Origin of the sequence: Streptomyces venezuelae, from assembly GCF_008642335.1 — a bacterium.
Taxonomy (GTDB): Bacteria; Actinomycetota; Actinomycetes; order Streptomycetales; family Streptomycetaceae; genus Streptomyces; species Streptomyces venezuelae_F.
In genome coordinates this window covers 4386610-4404927 of sequence record NZ_CP029191.1, presented here as the reverse complement: position 1 = coordinate 4404927, position 18318 = coordinate 4386610, and the positions used below count along the sequence as shown (strand labels likewise).

Below are 18318 nucleotides of genomic sequence, written 5' to 3'. Positions count from 1 at the left end.
GGCCATGAACTTCGCGAGTGGAACGGGCGGAATCAGCGTGTGGCAGCGCGAGAAAACGTGTGGATCTTGGTCAATAACTGTGGACAAGACAGCGCCTGTGAATAAACCCATCACCCATACCGGTGACATCCCGCAGCCTTCGCCAGGACTTCCACAGAGCAGCCCCACGACTACACAGAGTCACGAATCTTGGGTAGGGCGCGAGAAGGTCAAGACGGCGACGAGAACGGCTCAAGGGCCGAAAGAGGATCGACGGAGGGTTCAAAAACCCATCCGGACATGCGACGACCCCCGCCGGGGGGGAGAGCGGGGGTCGTCCCCACGGTCCGACTCGGGGGGGGAGGAGCCAGACCGGGTTAGCACGGTCGCGAACGATCCGTGACTTCCATGGTGTACCCGAGAGCCTTCTCAGGCAAACCCACGCGCCTCAGCTTACGCCGAATGGTGGGCGCCTATGCTCGGCCTCGTGGAAAACCACTCCCTGCCCCGCACTGCCGCGTTCTTTGACCTGGACAAGACGGTCATTGCGAAGTCGAGCACTCTCACCTTCAGCAAGTCGTTCTACCAAGGTGGCCTGATCAACCGCAGAGCGGTACTGCGCACCGCGTACGCGCAGTTCGTGTTCCTCGCGGGCGGCGCCGACCACGACCAGATGGAACGGATGCGTTCCTACCTCTCCGCGCTGTGCCGCGGCTGGAACGTGGAGCAGGTCAAGGAAATCGTCGCCGAGACGCTGCACGACCTGATCGACCCGATCATCTACGACGAGGCGGCGTCCCTCATCGAGGAGCACCACACCGCGGGCCGCGACGTCGTCATCGTCTCCACCTCGGGCGCCGAAGTCGTCGAGCCGATCGGGGAACTCCTCGGCGCGGACCGTGTGGTGGCGACCCGCATGGTGGTCGGGGACGACGGCTGCTTCACCGGCGAGGTGGAGTACTACGCGTACGGGCCCACCAAGGCGGAGGCGGTCAAGGAGCTCGCACAGTCGGAGGGGTACGACCTCGACCGGTGCTACGCCTACAGCGACTCGGCGACCGATGTGCCGATGCTGGAGGCGGTCGGGCACCCCTTCGCGGTCAATCCGGACCGCGCGCTGCGCCGCGAGGCGCTCACGCGCGCGTGGCCGATCCTGGACTTCCACCGTCCGGTGCGCCTGAAGCAGCGCATTCCCGCGCCACCTCGGCCCGCGCTCGTCGCGGCGGCCGCGGTGGGCGCCGCAGCGGCCACGGCGGGGCTCGTCTGGTTCGCCAGTCGGCGCCGCGCGACGGCGGGCTGACCGCGCCCCGCGAACCACTCAGCGGCCACCGCGACACCAGCGAAATACGACCTGTCCGGTTCATGCCTGTTTGAACCTAAAAGTAAAGAAGTGCAGCCAGGACTTCCGCTTACTCCAGGACAGGAGTACAAAGGAGTCAACGGCCCGCGAGACCAAGGACATCCGAGAGGATCACCTTCAAACGCAGTAAAGGCCCCACGGACCGAAGCATGGACATCGAGCACCCACGCGACGTCGACCCGTCGATTACGGGCCAGCCGCACCAGGTGACGGGCAACGTCCCGACCTGATGGGCAACATTTCGAGGACGCTTGGTAACCCGGTGAACATGCCAGCGGCGGTACGGACTCCGTACCGCCGCAACCCTGTTCAGGCCCCTGTCGGCCCCGGTTCCCTCACGCCGCCCCGCGCTGCAGCGCCTCGCAGACCGCCGTCGACTCCCTGACGCCGAGCTCGACCGCCTTGCCGCAGTGGGCGATCCAGGCCGCCATGCCCTCCGGCCTGCCGGACGCGTAGCCGTCGAGAGCCGCCACATAGGCCGCCCGCCCCAGCTCGCCGTACCCCGCCTCCGCCGGGCAGACCGACTTCGGGTCGAGGCCGCTGCCCACCAGGACGATGCGCTCGGCCGCGCGGGCCACCAGGCCGTTGTGCGAGCCGAAGGGGCGCAGGCTGGCCAGCTCGCCGTGGACGACGGCCGCCGTCACCAGGGCCGGCGCCGCACTCCCCGCGATGATCAGCTGCGAGAGCCCCTCCAGGCGGCCCGCCACCTCGTCCGCGTCCGGCACGGGAAGTTCGATCAGCGGTTCGTCGACGGGCTCACCGGCGAGCCGCGGGCGGCCCGCGCCCTCCGCGGAGTCGGCCGCGGCGACCAGATGGAGGCGTGCGAGGACCCGCAGCGGCGACTGCCGCCAGATGGACAGGAGCTGGCCGGCCTCCGCGGTGAGCCGCAGCGCCGCGCCGACCGTGCGCTCCTCCCCGTCACCGCTGAAGTCGGTGCGCCGACGCACCTCTTCGAGTGCCCAGTCGGCGCCGGACAGTGCCGCCGAGCCCCGGGCGCCGCGCAGCGCCGCCTCCGAGGTGATCTCGTTGCTGCGGCGCCGCATGACCCGGTGGCCGTAGACCCGGTCCACGGCCTTGCGCACGGAGTCCACGGAGTCGGCCACGCCGGGGAGTGCCCCGAGGGCGGCGAGCGGATCGGCTGTCGTACTCATGAGTACGACCCTACGTACTCCAGGGCCCCGCTCCACGAAGGAGTGGTCTTCTTCACGCACATGACGCACGCAGGGTGAGCGAGCCACTACGCTTTGTGGTTATGAAAATCGCTTTCGTGGGGAAGGGCGGCAGCGGCAAGACCACGCTGTCCTCGCTCTTCATCCGGCACCTCGCCAGTACCGGCGCGCCCGTCATCGCCGTGGACGCCGACATCAACCAGCACCTGGGCCCCGCCCTGGGCCTCGACGAGGCGGAAGCCGCCGAGCTGCCCGCCCTGGGCGCGCGCCTGCCGCTCATCAAGGACTACCTGCGGGGCTCCAATCCGCGGATCGCGTCGGCCGACACGATGATCAAGACGACGCCCCCCGGGGAGGGCTCTCGGCTCCTGCGGGTGCGCGAGGACAATCCGGTGTTCGACGCTTGCGCGCGGATCGTGGAACTCGACGACGACACCGTCCGTTTGATGGTCACCGGGCAGTTCACCGAAGCCGACCTCGGTGTCGCCTGCTACCACTCCAAGACCGGAGCGGTGGAGCTGTGCCTGAACCACCTCGTCGACGGCCGCGACGAGTACGCGGTCGTGGACATGACCGCAGGTTCGGACTCCTTCGCCTCCGGCATGTTCACCCGCTTCGACATGACGTTCCTGGTGGCCGAGCCGACGAAGAAGGGGATCTCCGTCTACCGCCAGTACAAGGAGTACGCCCGCGACTTCGGCGTGAGCCTCGCGGTCGTCGGCAACAAGGTGCAGGGCCAGGACGACATCGACTTCCTGCGCGAGCAGGTCGGTGACGACCTCCTGGTGACCGTCGGGCACTCGGACTGGGTGCGCGCCATGGAGAAGGGGCGCCCGCCGCGCTTCGAGCTCCTGGAGGAGGAGAACCGCAGCTCCCTGCGGGCGCTGCAGGCGGCGGTCGACGCCTCGTACGAACGCCGGGACTGGGAGCGGTACACCAGCCAGATGGTCCACTTCCACCTGAAGAACGCGCAGAGTTGGGGCAACGAGCGGACGGGGGCCGACCTGGCCGCGCAGGTCGACCCCGCCTTCGTGCTCCGCGAGCGCATGACCGCCACGGCCTGAGCCGGACGCCGGGCCGCACGCCGGGCCCGGGCCGGGGAACGCCGGGTCCGGGCCAAGCCACCGGGCGCTACCGCTTGTCCGCCGGAGCGCCCGGGACGCCCTTCGGGGCCGGCGCGGGCCGCGCGGAGAGGAAGGCCGGCCAGCCCTCCTTCGGCGCCTTGCCGACCGGCAGCCCGGTCAGCTTCGCCAGCACCTTCGGATCCTGCGCGTCGAGCCAGTCCGCGAGCTGGCGGAAGGAGACGCAGCGCACGTCGCGTTTGGTGCAGACCGCCTCGATGGTCTCCTCGATGGCGCGCATGTACGTGCCGCCGTTCCAGGACTCGAAGTGGTTGCCGATGATCAGCGGCGCACGGTTGCCCTTGTAGGCGCGTTCGAAGCCCTGAAGCAGGCCGTCACGCATCTGGTCGCCCCAGTACTCGTGCTGGGACGGGTCTCCGTGCGAGGTCGAACCGGACTGGTTGACCATGAAGTTGTAGTCCATGGTGAGCGTCTCGAACTTGCGGCCGGGGACCGGGACGAGCTGCATCGACAGGTCCCACAGCCCTTCCTTCTTCTTGGGCCAGACCTGGTTGTTGACGCCGCTGGTGTCGTAGCGGAAGCCCAGCTCGCGGGCGGCCCGCATGAAGTTCTTCTGCCCTTCGAGACAGGGCGTGCGGGCGCCGATCAGTTCCTTGTCGTAGTCGAAGGGCAGGGGCTGCGCCTTCTTCACGCCGGTGTTGGTCTTCCAGGCCTTCACGAAGGACTTGGCCTGGTTGATCTCGTCCTTCCAGTCCTCGACCGACCACTCGCCCACACCGCCGCCGGTGCCGCAGAAGTGGCCGTTGAAGTGCGTGCCGACCTCGTTGCCCTCGAGCCAGGCGCCGCGGAGCTGCTCCACGGTGTCCTTGATTCCCTTGCGGTCGTTGAAGCCGATGTCCGAGCTGCCGGCCATGTGCTGCGGCGGCTTGTAGAGCTTCCGCTTCCCCTCGGGGAGCATGTACACGCCGCTGAGGAAGTACGTCATCGTCGCGTCGTTCCGCTTGGCGACCTTGCGGAAGTGCGAGAAGAGCTTCTGACTGTCCTCCCCCGCCCCGTCCCAGGAGAAGACGACGAACTGCGGGGGCTTCTGGCCCGGCTTCAGGCGGGCGGGTCTGGGCAGGTGCGGCTGTCTGCCGGTGAAGGCCGTGGAGCCGTCACCGATCATCCGGACGGCGTTCTTGGGGGCGTGGGCACCCGCGCCCTTCTTCGGGCCCTGCGTGCCTTCCTTCGCTCCGGTGCTGCCGTCGGCGCAGCCGGCCAGTGCCGCTCCGCACGCCACGAGGGCGGTCAGGCTCGCGGTGATCCTCCGGGTGGCGGCCATGTTCCGCCCACCTACTTCCGTGCAAGTCGGGACATTTCGACCGAAACTCGCACGACATGTGGAATCTGATGTTCCGACGAGCCGATTAAATTCTTTATTCACTCATCAGGGTGACTGATTGCACCATTTGCCCTGAAAATCCGTCCCAGACCTTTACTCTGGATTACGATCCGTTTACCGAGAGTTGAGAAATCCCGCCGCTGCACGCCGTGACCCACGGCCGCGCAATGCCCTCCGGAGACCTCCGGAGGACCCCTTGTCCCGCGACCGCGCTGCCCCGGAGGAGACGGGAAACATGTCTGCCTGCGTCCCCACTCGCACCCCTGACTCGGCTCACACGCCCCGCGCCAACAACCCCCACGCCCCGCCGCCCGGCAAGAGGTTCCGCATCGCCGGTGCCGACCTCTCCGCGTCGGTCGCCGTCTTCCTGATCGCCCTGCCACTGTCGCTGGGCATCGCACTCGCCACCGGAGCCCCGCTCCAGGCAGGCCTCGTCGCCGCCGCCGTCGGCGGCATCCTCGCCGGAGCGCTCGGCGGATCACCGTTGCAGGTCAGCGGGCCCGCCGCCGGCCTCACCGTCGTCACCGCCGACCTCATCCAGCGGTACGGCTGGCGGACCACCTGCGCCATCACCGTCCTCGCCGGACTCGCCCAACTCGGCCTCGGCTGCCTGCACGTGGCCCGCACCGCGCTCGCCGTCAGCCCCGCCGTCGTGCACGGCATGCTGACCGGCATCGGCGTCACCATCGCCGTCGCCCAGCTGCACATCGTGCTGGGCGGCACCCCGCAGAGCTCCGTGCTCGACAACCTGCGGGCGCTCCCCGCCCAACTGGCCGACCTGCATTTGGCGGCCCTGGCGATCAGCCTGCTCACCCTGGCGATCCTGCTGCTGTGGCCACGGATTCCCGGGCGGGCCGGGCGCTTCACCCGCGTCCTGCCCGCGGCCCTGATCTCCGTCGCCGCCGCGACAGCCGTCTCCGCGCTCGCCGGACTCCGGGTCGACGAGGTCGACCTGCCGTCCTGGCGCAGCCACGCACTGGTCGGGCTCCCGGAAGGGCCCGTGCTCGGACTCGTCGCCGCCGTGCTCACCATCACGCTCGTGTGCAGCGTGCAGTCGCTGCTCGGCGCCGTCGCCGTCGACAAGGTCATCGCCGGACAGGCTGAGCTCCATCCGGGCGTGCGCCGCTCCGACCTCGACCGCGAGCTCCTCGGCCAGGGCGCGGCGAACATCGTGTCCGGGGCGCTCGGCGGGCTGCCCGTCGCCGGGGTCGCCGTGCGCAGCATGGCCAATATCCGGGCGGGGGCCGTCAGCCGGAACTCCACGATGCTGCACGGCGTTTGGGTAGTAGTCGCCGCGCTGCTCCTGGTGCCCGTCCTGGAGCTGATCCCCCTCGCCGCCCTTGCCGCGCTCGTCATGGTCGTCGGCATCCAGATGGTCAGTCTCAACCACATCCGCACCATCACCCGCCACCGCGAAATCGTGGTCTACGCCGTCACGAGCCTCGGCGTGGTCTTCCTCGGCGTGCTCGAAGGCGTGGCGCTCGGCGTCGCCGTCGCCGTGGGCGTCTCGCTGCACCGGCTCGCCCGCACCCGCATCACCCACTGCGAGGACGCCGGCGTCCATCACGTGCGGGTGCGCGGTCAGTTGACGTTCCTCGCGGTGCCGCGCCTCAGCAAGGCACTGCACCAGGTGCCCCACGGGGCCGATGTGATCGTGGAGTTGGACGGATCCTTCATGGACCATGCCGCGTACGAATCGCTGCAGTGCTGGCAGGACGCGCACACCGCGCACGGCGGCAGCGTCGAGGTCACCGGCCGCGCCGGGACCCGTATCTCCGTGCCCGCCGGAGGGTCGGGGCCGGGGAGCCGGGAGCTGGTGGGCGCCTCGCACTCCTGTTGCAGGCCGTGGGCGCCGTGGCGCAACCACCACTGCGACCGGCCGCAGGAGGAGCGGGAGCAGGGACAGGAGGGGCGCCGACCCAGCGGGCACCAACTGGCCAGCGGGATCAGCGCCTTCCAGCGGAACACGGCGCCGCACGTGCGGGGCGAGCTGGCCCGGCTCGCGCGTGAGGGGCAGCAGCCCGCTCAGCTCTTCCTGACCTGCGCGGACTCCCGTGTCGTCACGTCGATGATCACGTCGAGCGGTCCCGGTGACCTCTTCGTCGTCCGCAATGTGGGCAACCTGGTGCCGCTGCCGGGCGCCGAGAGCGGGGACGACTCGGTGGGCGCCGCCATCGAGTACGCGGTGGATGTGCTCAAGGTGCGGTCCATCACCGTGTGCGGGCACTCCGGATGCGGTGCCATGCAGGCGCTGCTCAACACGCCGCCGGGCGGCGCACAGACGCCGTTGAAGCGGTGGCTGCGGCACGGCCTGCCGAGTCTGGAGCGCATGGGCGCGCAGGACAGAGCGTGGGCGCGTCTCGCCGGGCGCGCGCCGGCCGACGCGGTCGAGCAGCTCTGCCTCACCAATGTCGTGCAGCAACTGGAGCACTTGAGGGCGCACGAGTCGGTGGCGCGCCGACTTGCCGAAGGTGATCTTGAGCTGCACGGTATGTACTTCCACGTCGGTGAGGCGCAGTCCTATCTGCTGACGGAGGGCAGCGGTGCCGAGCCGCTTCCCGACGAGGTCTTCGACCAGGTGGCGCCCACAGCGCAGGCCGAGGTCGAGCGAACGCCCTCGGCGTAATCCCTCCGGGTAATCCCTCCCTGTGATCCCGACGGGTGACCCCACCGGGTGACCCGTCGGGAAACGTACGAGTAAAGGTCTAAACCAATTTTCGGCAGCCCCTTGTCACCACGGGTTGTGTCTGATGAGCTGTGGCTTCGGACACAACGGTCGCCTCCGGCAAAGCAGCGCAAGGGAGATGTCGTGAGCAACGAAAGCCTGGCCAACCTTCTAAAGGAGGAGCGTCGATTCGCGCCGCCGGCGGAGTTGGCGGCTGCCGCCAACGTCACGGCGGAGGCGTACGAGCAGGCCAAGGCTGACCGGCTCGGCTTCTGGGCCGAGCAGGCCCGCCGGCTGACCTGGGCCACGGAGCCGACCGAGACGCTCGACTGGTCGAACCCGCCGTTCGCCAAGTGGTTCGCCGACGGGAAGCTCAACGTCGCGTACAACTGCGTCGACCGCCACGTGGAGGCCGGCAACGGCGACCGCGTCGCGATCCACTTCGAGGGTGAGCCCGGCGACAGCCGGGCCATCACCTACGCCGAGCTGAAGGAAGAGGTCAGCCGGGCCGCCAACGCCCTGACCGAGCTCGGTGTCCAGAAGGGCGACCGCGTCGCCGTCTATCTGCCGATGATCCCCGAGGCGGTCGTCGCGATGCTGGCCTGCGCCCGTATCGGCGCCGCCCACTCGGTGGTCTTCGGCGGCTTCTCCGCCGACGCGATCGCCAAGCGCATCGAGGACGCCGACGCCAAGGTCGTCATCACCTCCGACGGCGGGTACCGCAGGGGCAAGCCCTCCGCACTGAAGCCCGCCGTGGACGAGGCCGTGAGCCGCGTCGACGGTGTCCGGCACGTCCTCGTCGTACAGCGCACGAAGCAGGATGTGGCGTGGACCGAGGGCCGCGACGTGTGGTGGCACGAGATCACGCGGAAGCAGTCCGCCGAGCACACCCCCGAGGCCTTCGACGCGGAGCACCCGCTCTTCATCCTCTACACCTCGGGCACCACGGGTAAGCCGAAGGGCATCCTGCACACCTCCGGCGGCTACCTCACGCAGGCGGCGTACACCCACCACGCCGTCTTCGACCTCAAGCCGGAGACCGACGTCTACTGGTGCACGGCCGACATCGGCTGGGTCACCGGACACTCTTACATCACGTACGGACCGCTGGCGAACGGCGCGACGCAGGTGATGTACGAGGGCACCCCCGACACCCCGCACCAGGGCCGCTTCTGGGAGATCGTCCAGAAGTACAAGGTCAGCATCCTCTACACGGCGCCCACGGCCATCCGCACCTTCATGAAGTGGGGCGACGACATCCCCGCGAAGTTCGACCTGAGCAGCCTGCGGGTGCTCGGGTCGGTGGGTGAGCCGATCAACCCCGAGGCGTGGATGTGGTACCGCAAGAACATCGGCGGCGACCGCTGTCCCATCGTGGACACCTGGTGGCAGACCGAGACCGGCGCCATGATGATCTCGCCGCTGCCGGGCGTGACCGAGACCAAGCCGGGCAGCGCCCAGCGCGCCCTGCCGGGCATCTCCGCCACCGTCGTCGACGACGAGGCGAACGAAGTGCCGGACGGCGGCGGCGGTTACCTGGTCCTGACCGAGCCGTGGCCGTCGATGCTGCGCACCATCTGGGGCGACGACCAGCGGTTCATCGACACGTACTGGTCGCGTTTCGAGGGCAAGTACTTCGCCGGTGACGGTGCCAAGAAGGACGAGGACGGCGACATCTGGCTGCTCGGCCGCGTGGACGACGTGATGCTCGTCTCCGGGCACAACATCTCCACCACGGAGGTCGAGTCGGCGCTCGTCTCGCACCCGGCGGTCGCCGAGGCGGCGGTCGTGGGCGCGGCGGACGAGACGACCGGCCAGGCCATCGTCGCCTTCGTGATCCTGCGCGGCACGGCCAGCGCCGAGGACGAGGGACTCGTCGCGGACCTGCGCAATCACGTGGGCGCCACGCTCGGCCCGATCGCCAAGCCGAAGCGGGTCCTTCCGGTGGCCGAGCTGCCGAAGACCCGGTCCGGCAAGATCATGCGCCGTCTGCTGCGGGACGTCGCGGAGAACCGGGAGCTCGGTGACGTCACCACGCTCACCGACTCGTCCGTGATGGACCTCATCCAGACGAAGCTCCCGGCCGCCCCCAGCGAGGACTAGGGCGACTCAGGCCTTAGAAGACCCTCCGCGATACGGCTAAGGGCACCCGGCGCCAAGCGCGCCGGGTGCCCTTTTTGCACTTAAGGTGAAGATCACTGGATTCGTCCGGGCGTACGTTAGGTAAGCTAAGGACCGCGTCAACGTCGCGACAAGATCACGCGGCGGTACGACGCGCGAGAAGTACCAAGGTGCGCCGGGAAGTCTGGTCGGCATGTGCTCAGCCCTGCCTACCCGACCGGAGGTCGACTCACGTGTCCGCGCCCGTCCCCAGCAAGAACGACCGCAAGGTGCTCGGCCGCCTTTCCCTGCCCGAGCGGAACTTCGTCGCGGAAGCCCTGCGCGCCGAGACCGTCGGCGGTGTGCTGCTGCTCGTCGCCGCGGTCGCCGCGCTGATCTGGGCCAACACGGCCGGCGGATCGTACGACTCCGTCCGGAGCTTCCACCTCGGACCCGGCTCACTCGGGCTGAACCTGTCCGTGCAGCACTGGGCGGCCGACGGGCTGCTCGCCGTCTTCTTCTTCGTCGCCGGCATCGAACTCAAGCGTGAGCTGGTCGCGGGCGACCTGCGCGACCCCAAGGCGGCCGCGCTGCCCGTCGTCGCGGCACTCTGCGGCATGGCCGTGCCCGCGCTCGTGTACTTCCTCACCAACACCGCGGGCGGCGGCTCCCTGGACGGCTGGGCCGTACCGACCGCCACCGACATCGCCTTCGCGCTCGCGGTCCTCGCCGTCATCGGCACCTCGCTGCCGTCCGCGCTCCGCGCCTTCCTGCTGACCCTCGCCGTCGTCGACGACCTCTTCGCGATCCTGATCATCGCGGTCTTCTTCACCAGCGACCTCAACTTCGCCGCGCTCGGCGGCGCCGTCCTCGGCCTCGTCGTGTTCTGGCTGCTGCTCAGGAAGCGGGTGCGCGGCTGGTACATCTACGTTCCGCTGGCGCTCGCCATCTGGGGCCTGATGTACAACAGCGGGATCCACGCCACCATCGCGGGCGTCGCCATGGGCCTGATGCTGCGCTGCCACAAGGAGGACGACAGCGAGGAGCACTCCCCCGGCGAGCACATCGAACATCTCGTACGCCCCCTCTCCGCGGGCCTGGCCGTGCCGCTGTTCGCCCTGTTCAGCGCGGGAGTCGTGGTCACGGGCGGCGCGCTCGGCGACGTCTTCACCAAGCCGGAGACGCTCGGCGTGGTCCTCGGTCTGGTGGTCGGCAAGGCCGTCGGCATCTTCGGCGGCACCTGGCTCGCGGCGCGCTTCACCAAGGCGGAGCTGAACGACGATCTGGCCTGGCCCGACGTGTTCGCGGTCGCCTCACTGGCGGGCATCGGCTTCACCGTCTCGCTGCTGATCGGCGAGCTCGCCTTCACCGAGGACCCGCTGCTCACCGACGAGATCAAGGCGGCCGTCCTGACCGGCTCCCTCATCGCGGCGCTGTTCTCCGGGGTCCTGCTGAAGGTGCGCAACGCCAAGTACCGCAAGCTGTGCGAGGACGAGGAGCGCGACGACGACCTCAGCGGTGTCCCCGACATCTACGAGATGGACGACCCGGCGTACCACCACCGGATGGCCGCCATCTACGAGAAGAAGGCCGCGGAGCACCGAAGGCTTGCCGAAGTAGCGGGTGGGGAACGCGAGGATGGCAACGGTCCGGCATGATCTGAGCAGACACTTCTCAGAAGAGATCAGAAGAGAAAAAGGGGAGAACGCGATGAGCTCACCCGACGGCCCCGTCGGCGCCGAGCGCAGCCTCGGCCAACTGGTCGCCTCGGCGACCGGTGAGATGTCCGCGCTGGTCCACGACGAGATCGCGCTGGCCAAGGCGCAGCTGCGGCAGGACGTCAAGCGCGGCGCGATCGGCGGTGGCGCGTTCGCCGCGGCCGGAGCGGTCCTCATCTTCTCGCTGCCCATGCTGAGTTTCGCACTGGCGTACGGCATCCGTACCTGGAGCGGCTGGAACCTCGCCGTCTGCTTCCTGCTGTCCTTCGCCGCGAACGTGCTGGTGGCGGGGTTGCTCGCGCTGATCGGCGTCGTCTTCGCGAAGAAGGCCAAGAAGGGCAAGGGCCCGCAGAAGGTCGCCGCTTCGGCCAAGGAGACGGCTGCCGTACTGGGGAACGTCAAGCCGCATCCCCGCGCGGTCGGCCCGGCGGGTGCTGTCGACGTACGAATCGGTGAGACGGGGGCCACTGTGGCACGCTCGTCCTCATGACGGACCCCGCCGCCCAATCGGCCCAATCCCCCGCCTCGGTCGTACGCATCGAGGGGCCCTGGACCCACCGGGATGTGGCCGCCAACGGCGCGCGCTTCCACATCGCCGAGATGGGGGACGGGCCGCTGGTCCTGCTCCTGCACGGTTTCCCGCAGTTCTGGTGGACGTGGCGGCACCAGATGGTGGCGCTCGCGGATGCCGGTTTCCGGGCCGTCGCGATGGACCTGCGGGGTGTGGGCGGCAGCGACCGCACGCCTCGCGGCTACGACCCGGCGAACCTCGCCCTGGACATCACCGGTGTCGTACGTTCTCTCGGTGAGCCGGACGCCGCGCTCGTCGGGCACGACCTGGGCGGATACCTCGCGTGGACGGCGGCCGTGATGCGGCCGAAGCTGGTGCGCCGCCTCGCCGTCTCCTCGATGCCGCATCCGCGGCGCTGGCGCTCCGCGATGCTGTCGGACCGCAAGCAGACCGCGTCGGCGTCGTACGTGTGGGGCTTTCAGCGGCCCTGGGTGCCGGAGCGTCAACTCGTCGCCGACGACGGTGCCCTGGTGGGCCGTCTGGTGCGGGACTGGTCCGGGCCCGGCCTGCCGGACGACGAGGCGGTCGAGACGTACCGGCGGGCCATGTGCATCCCGTCGACGGCGCACTGCTCGATCGAGCCGTACCGCTGGATGGTCCGGTCGATGGCACGCCCCGACGGCATTCAGTTCAACCGCCGCATGAAGCGCCCGGTGCGGGTGCCGACGCTGCATCTGCACGGCTCGCTGGACCCCGTGATGCGGACGAGGAGCGCGGCGGGGTCGGGCGAGTACGTCGAAGCGCCGTACCGCTGGCGGCTGTTCGACGGCCTCGGACACTTCCCGCACGAGGAGGATCCGGTGGCGTTCTCGACGGAGCTCGTGAACTGGCTGAAGGACCCGGAGCCCGACCGCTGAAGGTCTCGGAGCCCGTTCGCTGAAGGTCGCGGAGCCCGTTCGCCGACATATTCATACGAACGTCTGTCCTACGAACGCCAATTGCCTCGCGCATAGGCCAATTGGGGCCCCTGAGCGCGATTACCGACCATGGGGCACGGGCAGACGTCGGGGTATGGGCTGGACGCACGACTACAGTGACGTAGCACGCAATCGCCGCTCGGCCACAGCGCTGAACAGCCGTGAGAGGGGCGGGCCGCAGGACCCGGGTCATCACGGCCCCCCTCAGGAAATGGGCATTCCCCGCATTCTCCGCCGGAGGGCCCGCTGGGTCTCCGCGCGGCTCCGGCACACCCGCGACTGACCCCGCTCTTCTTCGGACCCTCCGACCGCCGCCTCAGAGCGCGCAGCCCTCGCTGTCGACCTCTTGGTTGGCGGTGCGGCCCTTCTCGATGTCCTCGCGCACCTCGTCCGCCGTCAGCGCATAGCCGGTGTCCGGGTCGTCGAGGGACTTCGCGAAGACCACGCCGTAGACCTTGCCGTCGGGCGTGAGCAGCGGGCCGCCGGAGTTGCCCTGGCGGACGGTCGCGTAGAGCGAGTACACATCACGGCGCACGGTGCCCCGGTGGTAGATGTCCGGGCCCTTCGCCGTGATGCGGCCTCGCACGCGCGCGGGACGCACGTCGTAGGGCCCGTCCTCGGGGAATCCGGCGACGATGGCGCCCGCGCCGCTCGTCGCGTCCTTGGACGTGAACTGCAGGGCGGGTGCCCGCAGCGTGGGCACGTCCAGTACGGCGATGTCGCGCTCCCAGTCGTAGAGGACGACCTTCGCGTCGTAGATCTGGCCCTGGTCCCCTATCTGGACCGTCGGGTCGTCCACGCCGCCGACCACGTGCGCGTTGGTCATCACGCGGCGGTCCGCGAAGACGAAGCCGGTGCCTTCGAGGACCTTGCCGCAACTGCGGGCCTCACCGCGGACCTTCACGATGGAGCGCTTCGCCTTCGTGGCGACCGCGCTCTTGGCGAGCTTGGGGTCCGGAGGCTTGACCTCCGTGATCGGCTCGTCCGAGAACGGGCTGAAGACCTGCGGGAATCCGTTGCGCGCGAGGACCGATGAGAAGTCCGTGAACCAGGTGTCGGCCTGGCCGGGCAGGGCCCGGTCGACGCCGAGCAGCACCTTGGAGTTGCGGACCTCCTTGCCGAGCGTCGGCAGCGTCGCACCCGCGAGGAGCGAGCCGATCAGCCAGGCGACGAGGAGCATCGCGACCACGTTCACCAGGGCGCCACCCGTCGCGTCGAGGGCGCGGGCCGGCTGCCAGGTGATGTATCTGCGCAGCTTGTTGCCGAGGTGCGTGGTGAAGGCCTGCCCGATCGAGGCACAGACGATCACGATGACGACGGCGATGACCGCCGCCGTCGTACTCACCGTGGCCGCGTCGTCGTCGTTGAGCGCGTCCCAGATGATCGGCAGGAGGTAGACGGCGACGAGACCGCCGCCCAGGAAGCCGATCACCGAGAGGATGCCGACCACGAAGCCCTGGCGGTACCCCACGACCGCGAACCACACGGCGGCGAGCAACAGCAGGACGTCCAGCACGTTCACCGATTCAATCCTCGCCTCGCATCGCGGTCGCCGTACCCCGCAACCTTGTCATGCGCGCCAGTCGAGCGGGACCTGCCTGCCGCGGTCCCAGGGGCGCTCCCAGCCCGCGAAGTGCAGGATCCGGTCGATGACGCCGGCCGTGAAACCCCAGACCAGCGCGGACTCGACGAGGAAGGCGGGGCCGCGGTGACCACTGGGGTGGACCGTCGTCGCGCGGTTCGCCGGGTCCGTGAGATCTGCCACGGGAACCGTGAAGACCCGGGCGGTCTCGTTCGGATCGACGACGCCGACGGGCGTCGGGGTGCGCCACCAGCCGAGGACGGGCGTCACGACGAAGTCGCTCACGGGGATGAACAGGCGGGGCAGCTCGGCGAAGAGCTGGACGCCGCGGGGGTCGAGGCCCGTCTCCTCCTCGGCCTCGCGCAGCGCGGCACGCAGCGGCCCCTCGCCCTGCGGGTCGCCGTCCTCGGGGTCGAGGGCGCCGCCGGGGAACGAGGGCTGGCCCGCGTGCGAGCGGAGGGAGCCCGCGCGCTCCATCAGGAGTATCTCCGGGCCCTTCTCGCCCTCTCCGAAGAGGATGAGCACGGCGGACTGGCGTCCGGCGCCGCTCTCCGGGGGCAGGAACCGGCTCAGCTGGAGCGGCTGGACGGTCTGCGCGGCACGGACGACCGGGTCGAGCCAGGAGGGCAGACCCGCGGTGCTGAGCAACTCCCCCCGGGGCGGCCCGCCCTCGTGGGCCGCTTCTCCTCGGGGCTGCCGCCCCGCGTGGGTCGCTCGGTTCGTGTCGCCGTCATCCGTGGCGTTCGTCGTCTCGCTCGCGTGCGTCATCGGCACCCCCGTCCGTCTCTGGACAACGCTCTTTCCCCTGCGGTTCGTTCCGCGGTTCGTTCCACCCTGCGTCGGTGTCACCTCATCCCGCGGCGAGCGGGGGCGCCGGCTTGCCGGGGTAGTCCGGCGGCGGCTTCAGACGCTGGCCCGGGAAGCCGCCCATCTCGTACTTGAGCAGCTTCTTCGCCTTCTCCGGGTCGGTCTCCCCCTCCCCGTACGACGGGCAGAGCGGGGCGATCGGGCAGGCGCCGCACGCGGGCTTGCGGGAGTGGCAGATGCGGCGGCCGTGGAAGATCACGCGGTGCGAGAGCATCGTCCACTCGCTCTTCGGGAAGAGCGCGGCGACCGCCGTCTCGACCTTCACCGGGTCGGTCTCCTCGGTCCACTTCCAGCGCCGCACCAGACGGCCGAAGTGCGTGTCCACGGTGATGCCGGGGACACCGAACGCGTTACCGAGCACGACGAACGCGGTCTTGCGGCCCACTCCGGGCAGCTTCACGAGATCATCCACGCGGCCGGGGACCTCGCCGCCGAAGTCGTCCCGCAATGCCTTCGCCAGGCCCATGATCGACTTGGTCTTGGCGCGGAAGAAGCCGGTCGGCCTGATCAGTTCCTCGACCTCCTCGGGGACGGCCGCGGCCAGGTCCTCCGGGGTCGGGTACTTGGCGAAGAGGCGCGGGGTCGTCTGGTTCACGCGCAGGTCGGTGGTCTGGGCGGAGAGGACCGTGGCGACCAGGAGCTCGAAGGGGTTCTCGAAGTCCAGCTCCGGGTGCGCGTACGAGTACACGTCCGCGAGCTCGCGGTTGATCCGCCGGGCGCGGCGGACGAGCGCGGCGTGGGACTCCGGAGCCTTCTTGGCGGCGGCGACCTTCTTGGGTGCGGCGGTCTTTTCGGCGGTCTTCTTGGCCGCGGTGGCCTTCTTGGTCGCGGCGGTCTTCTTGGTTGCCGCAGTGGCTGCCTTCTTGGTTGCCGCGGCCTTCTTGGTGGGGGCGGCGGTCTTCTTCGCGGGCGTCACCTCCGCCGCTGCCGCCGCCGTCGTCGTTTTCGTCGTCTTCTTCGTGCTCACAAGGCCGACCTCATCGCCGGGGACATCAGGGAACCTGTCCGATTTGTCGCTTTGCCAGGGGAGTAGGACGCATGTTCGCCCACAGCGGAATCGCGGGGTGCGGCCACCTGCTCAGCCCCCTCGGCCTGCGCTCTCACCGGCTTTTTGGACACCCGGCCAGCCTAGAGCCCGGCACTGACATTCGTCCTTGACCCCCGGTATCGGCCCCCAATTGGCCCCCTCCCGCACAGCTTGCGACGCCGGTGCGGCAGACTTGTGACTGATCACACTGTTTGGACCGTCCGGCAAAATGGGGAACACGGACCCCTGATATGCGGGGGAATCAAGATCCCCTGAGCAGGTCGACAAGGAGAGAACTCGTGGACGACGTTCTGCGGCGCGCCCCGCTCTTCGCGGCGCTCGATGACGAGCAGGCCGCGGAGCTCCGCGCCTCCATGAGTGAGGTGACGCTCGCGCGCGGGGATGCTCTTTTCCATGAGGGTGACCCCGGAGACCGCCTCTACGTGGTCACCGAGGGCAAGGTGAAGCTCCACCGCACCTCGCCCGACGGGCGCGAGAACATGCTCGCGGTGCTCGGCCCCGGCGAGCTGATCGGTGAGCTCTCGCTCTTCGACCCGGGCCCGCGGACCGCCACGGCCTCCGCGCTCACCGAGGTGAAGCTGCTCGGCCTGGGCCACGGCGACCTCCAGCCCTGGCTGAACGCCCGCCCCGAGGTGGCCGCCGCACTGCTGCGCGCCGTCGCCCGGCGCCTGCGCAAGACCAACGACCAGATGTCCGACCTGGTCTTCTCCGACGTGCCCGGCCGTGTGGCCCGCGCGCTGCTCGACCTGTCGCGCCGCTTCGGCGTGCAGTCCGAGGAGGGCATCCACGTCGTGCACGACCTCACGCAGGAAGAGCTGGCCCAGTTGGTCGGCGCCTCCCGAGAGACCGTCAACAAGGCGCTCGCGGACTTCGCGGGCCGCGGCTGGCTGCGGCTGGAGGCCCGCGCCGTGATCCTGCTGGACGTGGAGCGGCTGGCCAAGCGGTCGCGCTGACGCCCGCATCTGTACGTGGATGGGTCCCGCCTCTTGGGAGGCGGGACCCATTCGCGTTTGTACGAGGGCTGAGTGCCGCGTCAGATCAGCCCGTGCTCCCGCAGGTAGTCCAGCTGCGCCCTGACCGAGAGCTCCGCCGCGGGCCACAGGGAGCGGTCCACGTCGGCGTACACGTGCGCGACGACGTCGGAGGCCTCCGCGTGACCGTTCTCCACGGCCGTCTCGACCTGGGCGAGCCGCGTGGCGCGGTGGGCCAGGTAGAACTCCACGGCGCCCTGCGCGTCCTCCAGGACCGGCCCGTGGCCCGGCAGGACCGTGTGGACGCCGTCGTCGACCGTCAGGGACCGCAGCCGCCGCAGGGAGTCCAGGTAGTCGCCGAGGCGGCCGTCGGGGTGCGCCACGACCGTGGTGCCGCGGCCGAGGATCGTGTCACCCGTCAGGACCGCCTGGTCCGCGGGCAGGTGGAAGCAGAGCGAGTCCGCGGTGTGGCCGGGGGTCGCCACGACGCGCATCTCCAGGCCGCCCGTGGTGATGACGTCCCCGGGCGCCAGACCCTCGTCGCCGAGGCGCAGAGCGGGGTCCAGGGCCCGTACAGGGGTACGCGTCAGCTCGGCGAAGCGGGCGGCTCCCTCCGCGTGGTCGGGGTGGCCGTGGGTGAGCAGGGTCAGGGCGACGCGCTTGCCGAGCTTTTCGGCCGTCTCGATGACGCGGCTCAGGTGGGCGTCGTCCTCGGGACCCGGGTCGATGACCACGGCGAGCGGTGAGTCAGGCTCGGACACGATCCAGGTGTTCGTGCCGTCGAGGGTCATCGCGGAGGGATTGGGCGCGAGAACGTTGACCGCGCGGGCGGTGGCGGGGCCGCTGAGGACCCCGCCGCGGGGCTGCCCGGGGAGGGCGGCGGCATCGGTCATGCGGGGGTGACTCCT

At 69.8% G+C, this 18318-nt stretch carries 15 protein-coding genes; 9 read left to right on the top strand and 6 right to left on the bottom strand.

Going from position 1 to position 18318, the window contains the following annotated elements; translation table 11 throughout:
- Window positions 1–454: 454 nt before the first annotated feature.
- A complete protein-coding gene (locus DEJ49_RS19940; RefSeq protein ID WP_150185375.1) occupies window positions 455–1279 on the top strand; it encodes an HAD family hydrolase in 825 nt (274 codons plus the stop codon).
- A 395-nt stretch (window positions 1280–1674) separates the two neighbouring features.
- On the opposite strand, the gene DEJ49_RS19935 is transcribed toward DEJ49_RS19940, so the two are convergent.
- Entirely contained in the window at window positions 1675–2490 is an 816-nt protein-coding gene (locus DEJ49_RS19935; protein ID WP_150185374.1) for an oxidoreductase, read from the bottom strand.
- A gap of 101 nt (window positions 2491–2591) precedes the next feature.
- Here DEJ49_RS19935 and DEJ49_RS19930 point away from each other — a divergent pair, with 101 nt between their 5' ends.
- Window positions 2592–3572 (top strand): ATP-binding protein, encoded by a 981-nt coding sequence (locus tag DEJ49_RS19930; RefSeq protein ID WP_150185373.1) that lies wholly within the window; start codon window positions 2592–2594, stop codon window positions 3570–3572.
- Window positions 3573–3639: 67 nt separating this feature from the next.
- On the opposite strand, the gene DEJ49_RS19925 is transcribed toward DEJ49_RS19930, so the two are convergent.
- A complete protein-coding gene (locus tag DEJ49_RS19925; protein WP_150185372.1) occupies window positions 3640–4911 on the bottom strand; it encodes a hypothetical protein in 1272 nt (423 codons plus the stop codon).
- Between the two features lie 295 nt (window positions 4912–5206).
- Between DEJ49_RS19925 and DEJ49_RS19920 the strand changes: the two genes are divergently transcribed.
- The 6 genes from DEJ49_RS19920 (at window position 5207) to DEJ49_RS36445 (ending at window position 13225) form a co-directional block, all read left to right on the top strand.
- Window positions 5207–7597 carry a bifunctional SulP family inorganic anion transporter/carbonic anhydrase gene (locus tag DEJ49_RS19920; protein ID WP_150185371.1) on the top strand — a complete coding sequence of 797 codons (2391 nt, stop codon included), beginning with the start codon at window positions 5207–5209 and terminating at the stop codon, window positions 7595–7597.
- A 183-nt stretch (window positions 7598–7780) separates the two neighbouring features.
- Entirely contained in the window at window positions 7781–9739 is a 1959-nt protein-coding gene (acs, locus tag DEJ49_RS19915; protein ID WP_150185370.1) for an acetate--CoA ligase, read from the top strand.
- Between the two features lie 251 nt (window positions 9740–9990).
- A complete protein-coding gene (gene nhaA / locus DEJ49_RS19910; RefSeq protein WP_150185369.1) occupies window positions 9991–11394 on the top strand; it encodes a Na+/H+ antiporter NhaA in 1404 nt (467 codons plus the stop codon).
- Window positions 11395–11446: 52 nt separating this feature from the next.
- Window positions 11447–11944, top strand: coding sequence for a phage holin family protein (locus DEJ49_RS19905; RefSeq protein ID WP_150185368.1), 498 nt, complete (start codon window positions 11447–11449; stop codon window positions 11942–11944).
- Entirely contained in the window at window positions 11941–12882 is a 942-nt protein-coding gene (locus DEJ49_RS19900) for an alpha/beta fold hydrolase (RefSeq protein ID WP_150185367.1), read from the top strand. The genes DEJ49_RS19905 and DEJ49_RS19900 overlap by 4 nt, the downstream gene beginning before the upstream one ends.
- Before the next feature lie 154 nt (window positions 12883–13036).
- A complete protein-coding gene (locus DEJ49_RS36445; RefSeq protein WP_079075134.1) occupies window positions 13037–13225 on the top strand; it encodes a hypothetical protein in 189 nt (62 codons plus the stop codon).
- 33 nt (window positions 13226–13258) lie between these two features.
- On the opposite strand, the gene DEJ49_RS19890 is transcribed toward DEJ49_RS36445, so the two are convergent.
- The 3 genes from DEJ49_RS19890 to nth form a co-directional block, all read right to left on the bottom strand.
- Entirely contained in the window at window positions 13259–14464 is a 1206-nt protein-coding gene (locus DEJ49_RS19890; protein ID WP_150185366.1) for a MarP family serine protease, read from the bottom strand.
- Between the two features lie 48 nt (window positions 14465–14512).
- Window positions 14513–15292: an NUDIX hydrolase gene (locus DEJ49_RS19885; RefSeq protein ID WP_150185365.1), complete on the bottom strand. Its 780-nt coding sequence runs from the start codon at window positions 15290–15292 to the stop codon at window positions 14513–14515.
- A gap of 82 nt (window positions 15293–15374) precedes the next feature.
- Entirely contained in the window at window positions 15375–16358 is a 984-nt protein-coding gene (nth, locus tag DEJ49_RS19880; protein ID WP_150185364.1) for an endonuclease III, read from the bottom strand.
- Window positions 16359–16717: 359 nt separating this feature from the next.
- On the opposite strand from nth, the gene DEJ49_RS19875 reads away from it, so the two are divergent.
- Window positions 16718–17392, top strand: a complete 675-nt coding sequence (locus tag DEJ49_RS19875; protein WP_016642758.1) for a Crp/Fnr family transcriptional regulator — start codon at window positions 16718–16720, stop codon at window positions 17390–17392.
- Between the two features lie 80 nt (window positions 17393–17472).
- On the opposite strand, the gene DEJ49_RS19870 is transcribed toward DEJ49_RS19875, so the two are convergent.
- On the bottom strand, window positions 17473–18303 hold the full coding sequence (locus tag DEJ49_RS19870) for an MBL fold metallo-hydrolase (protein WP_150185363.1): 831 nt from the start codon (window positions 18301–18303) through the stop codon (window positions 17473–17475).
- Between the last annotated feature and the right edge of the window lie 15 nt (window positions 18304–18318).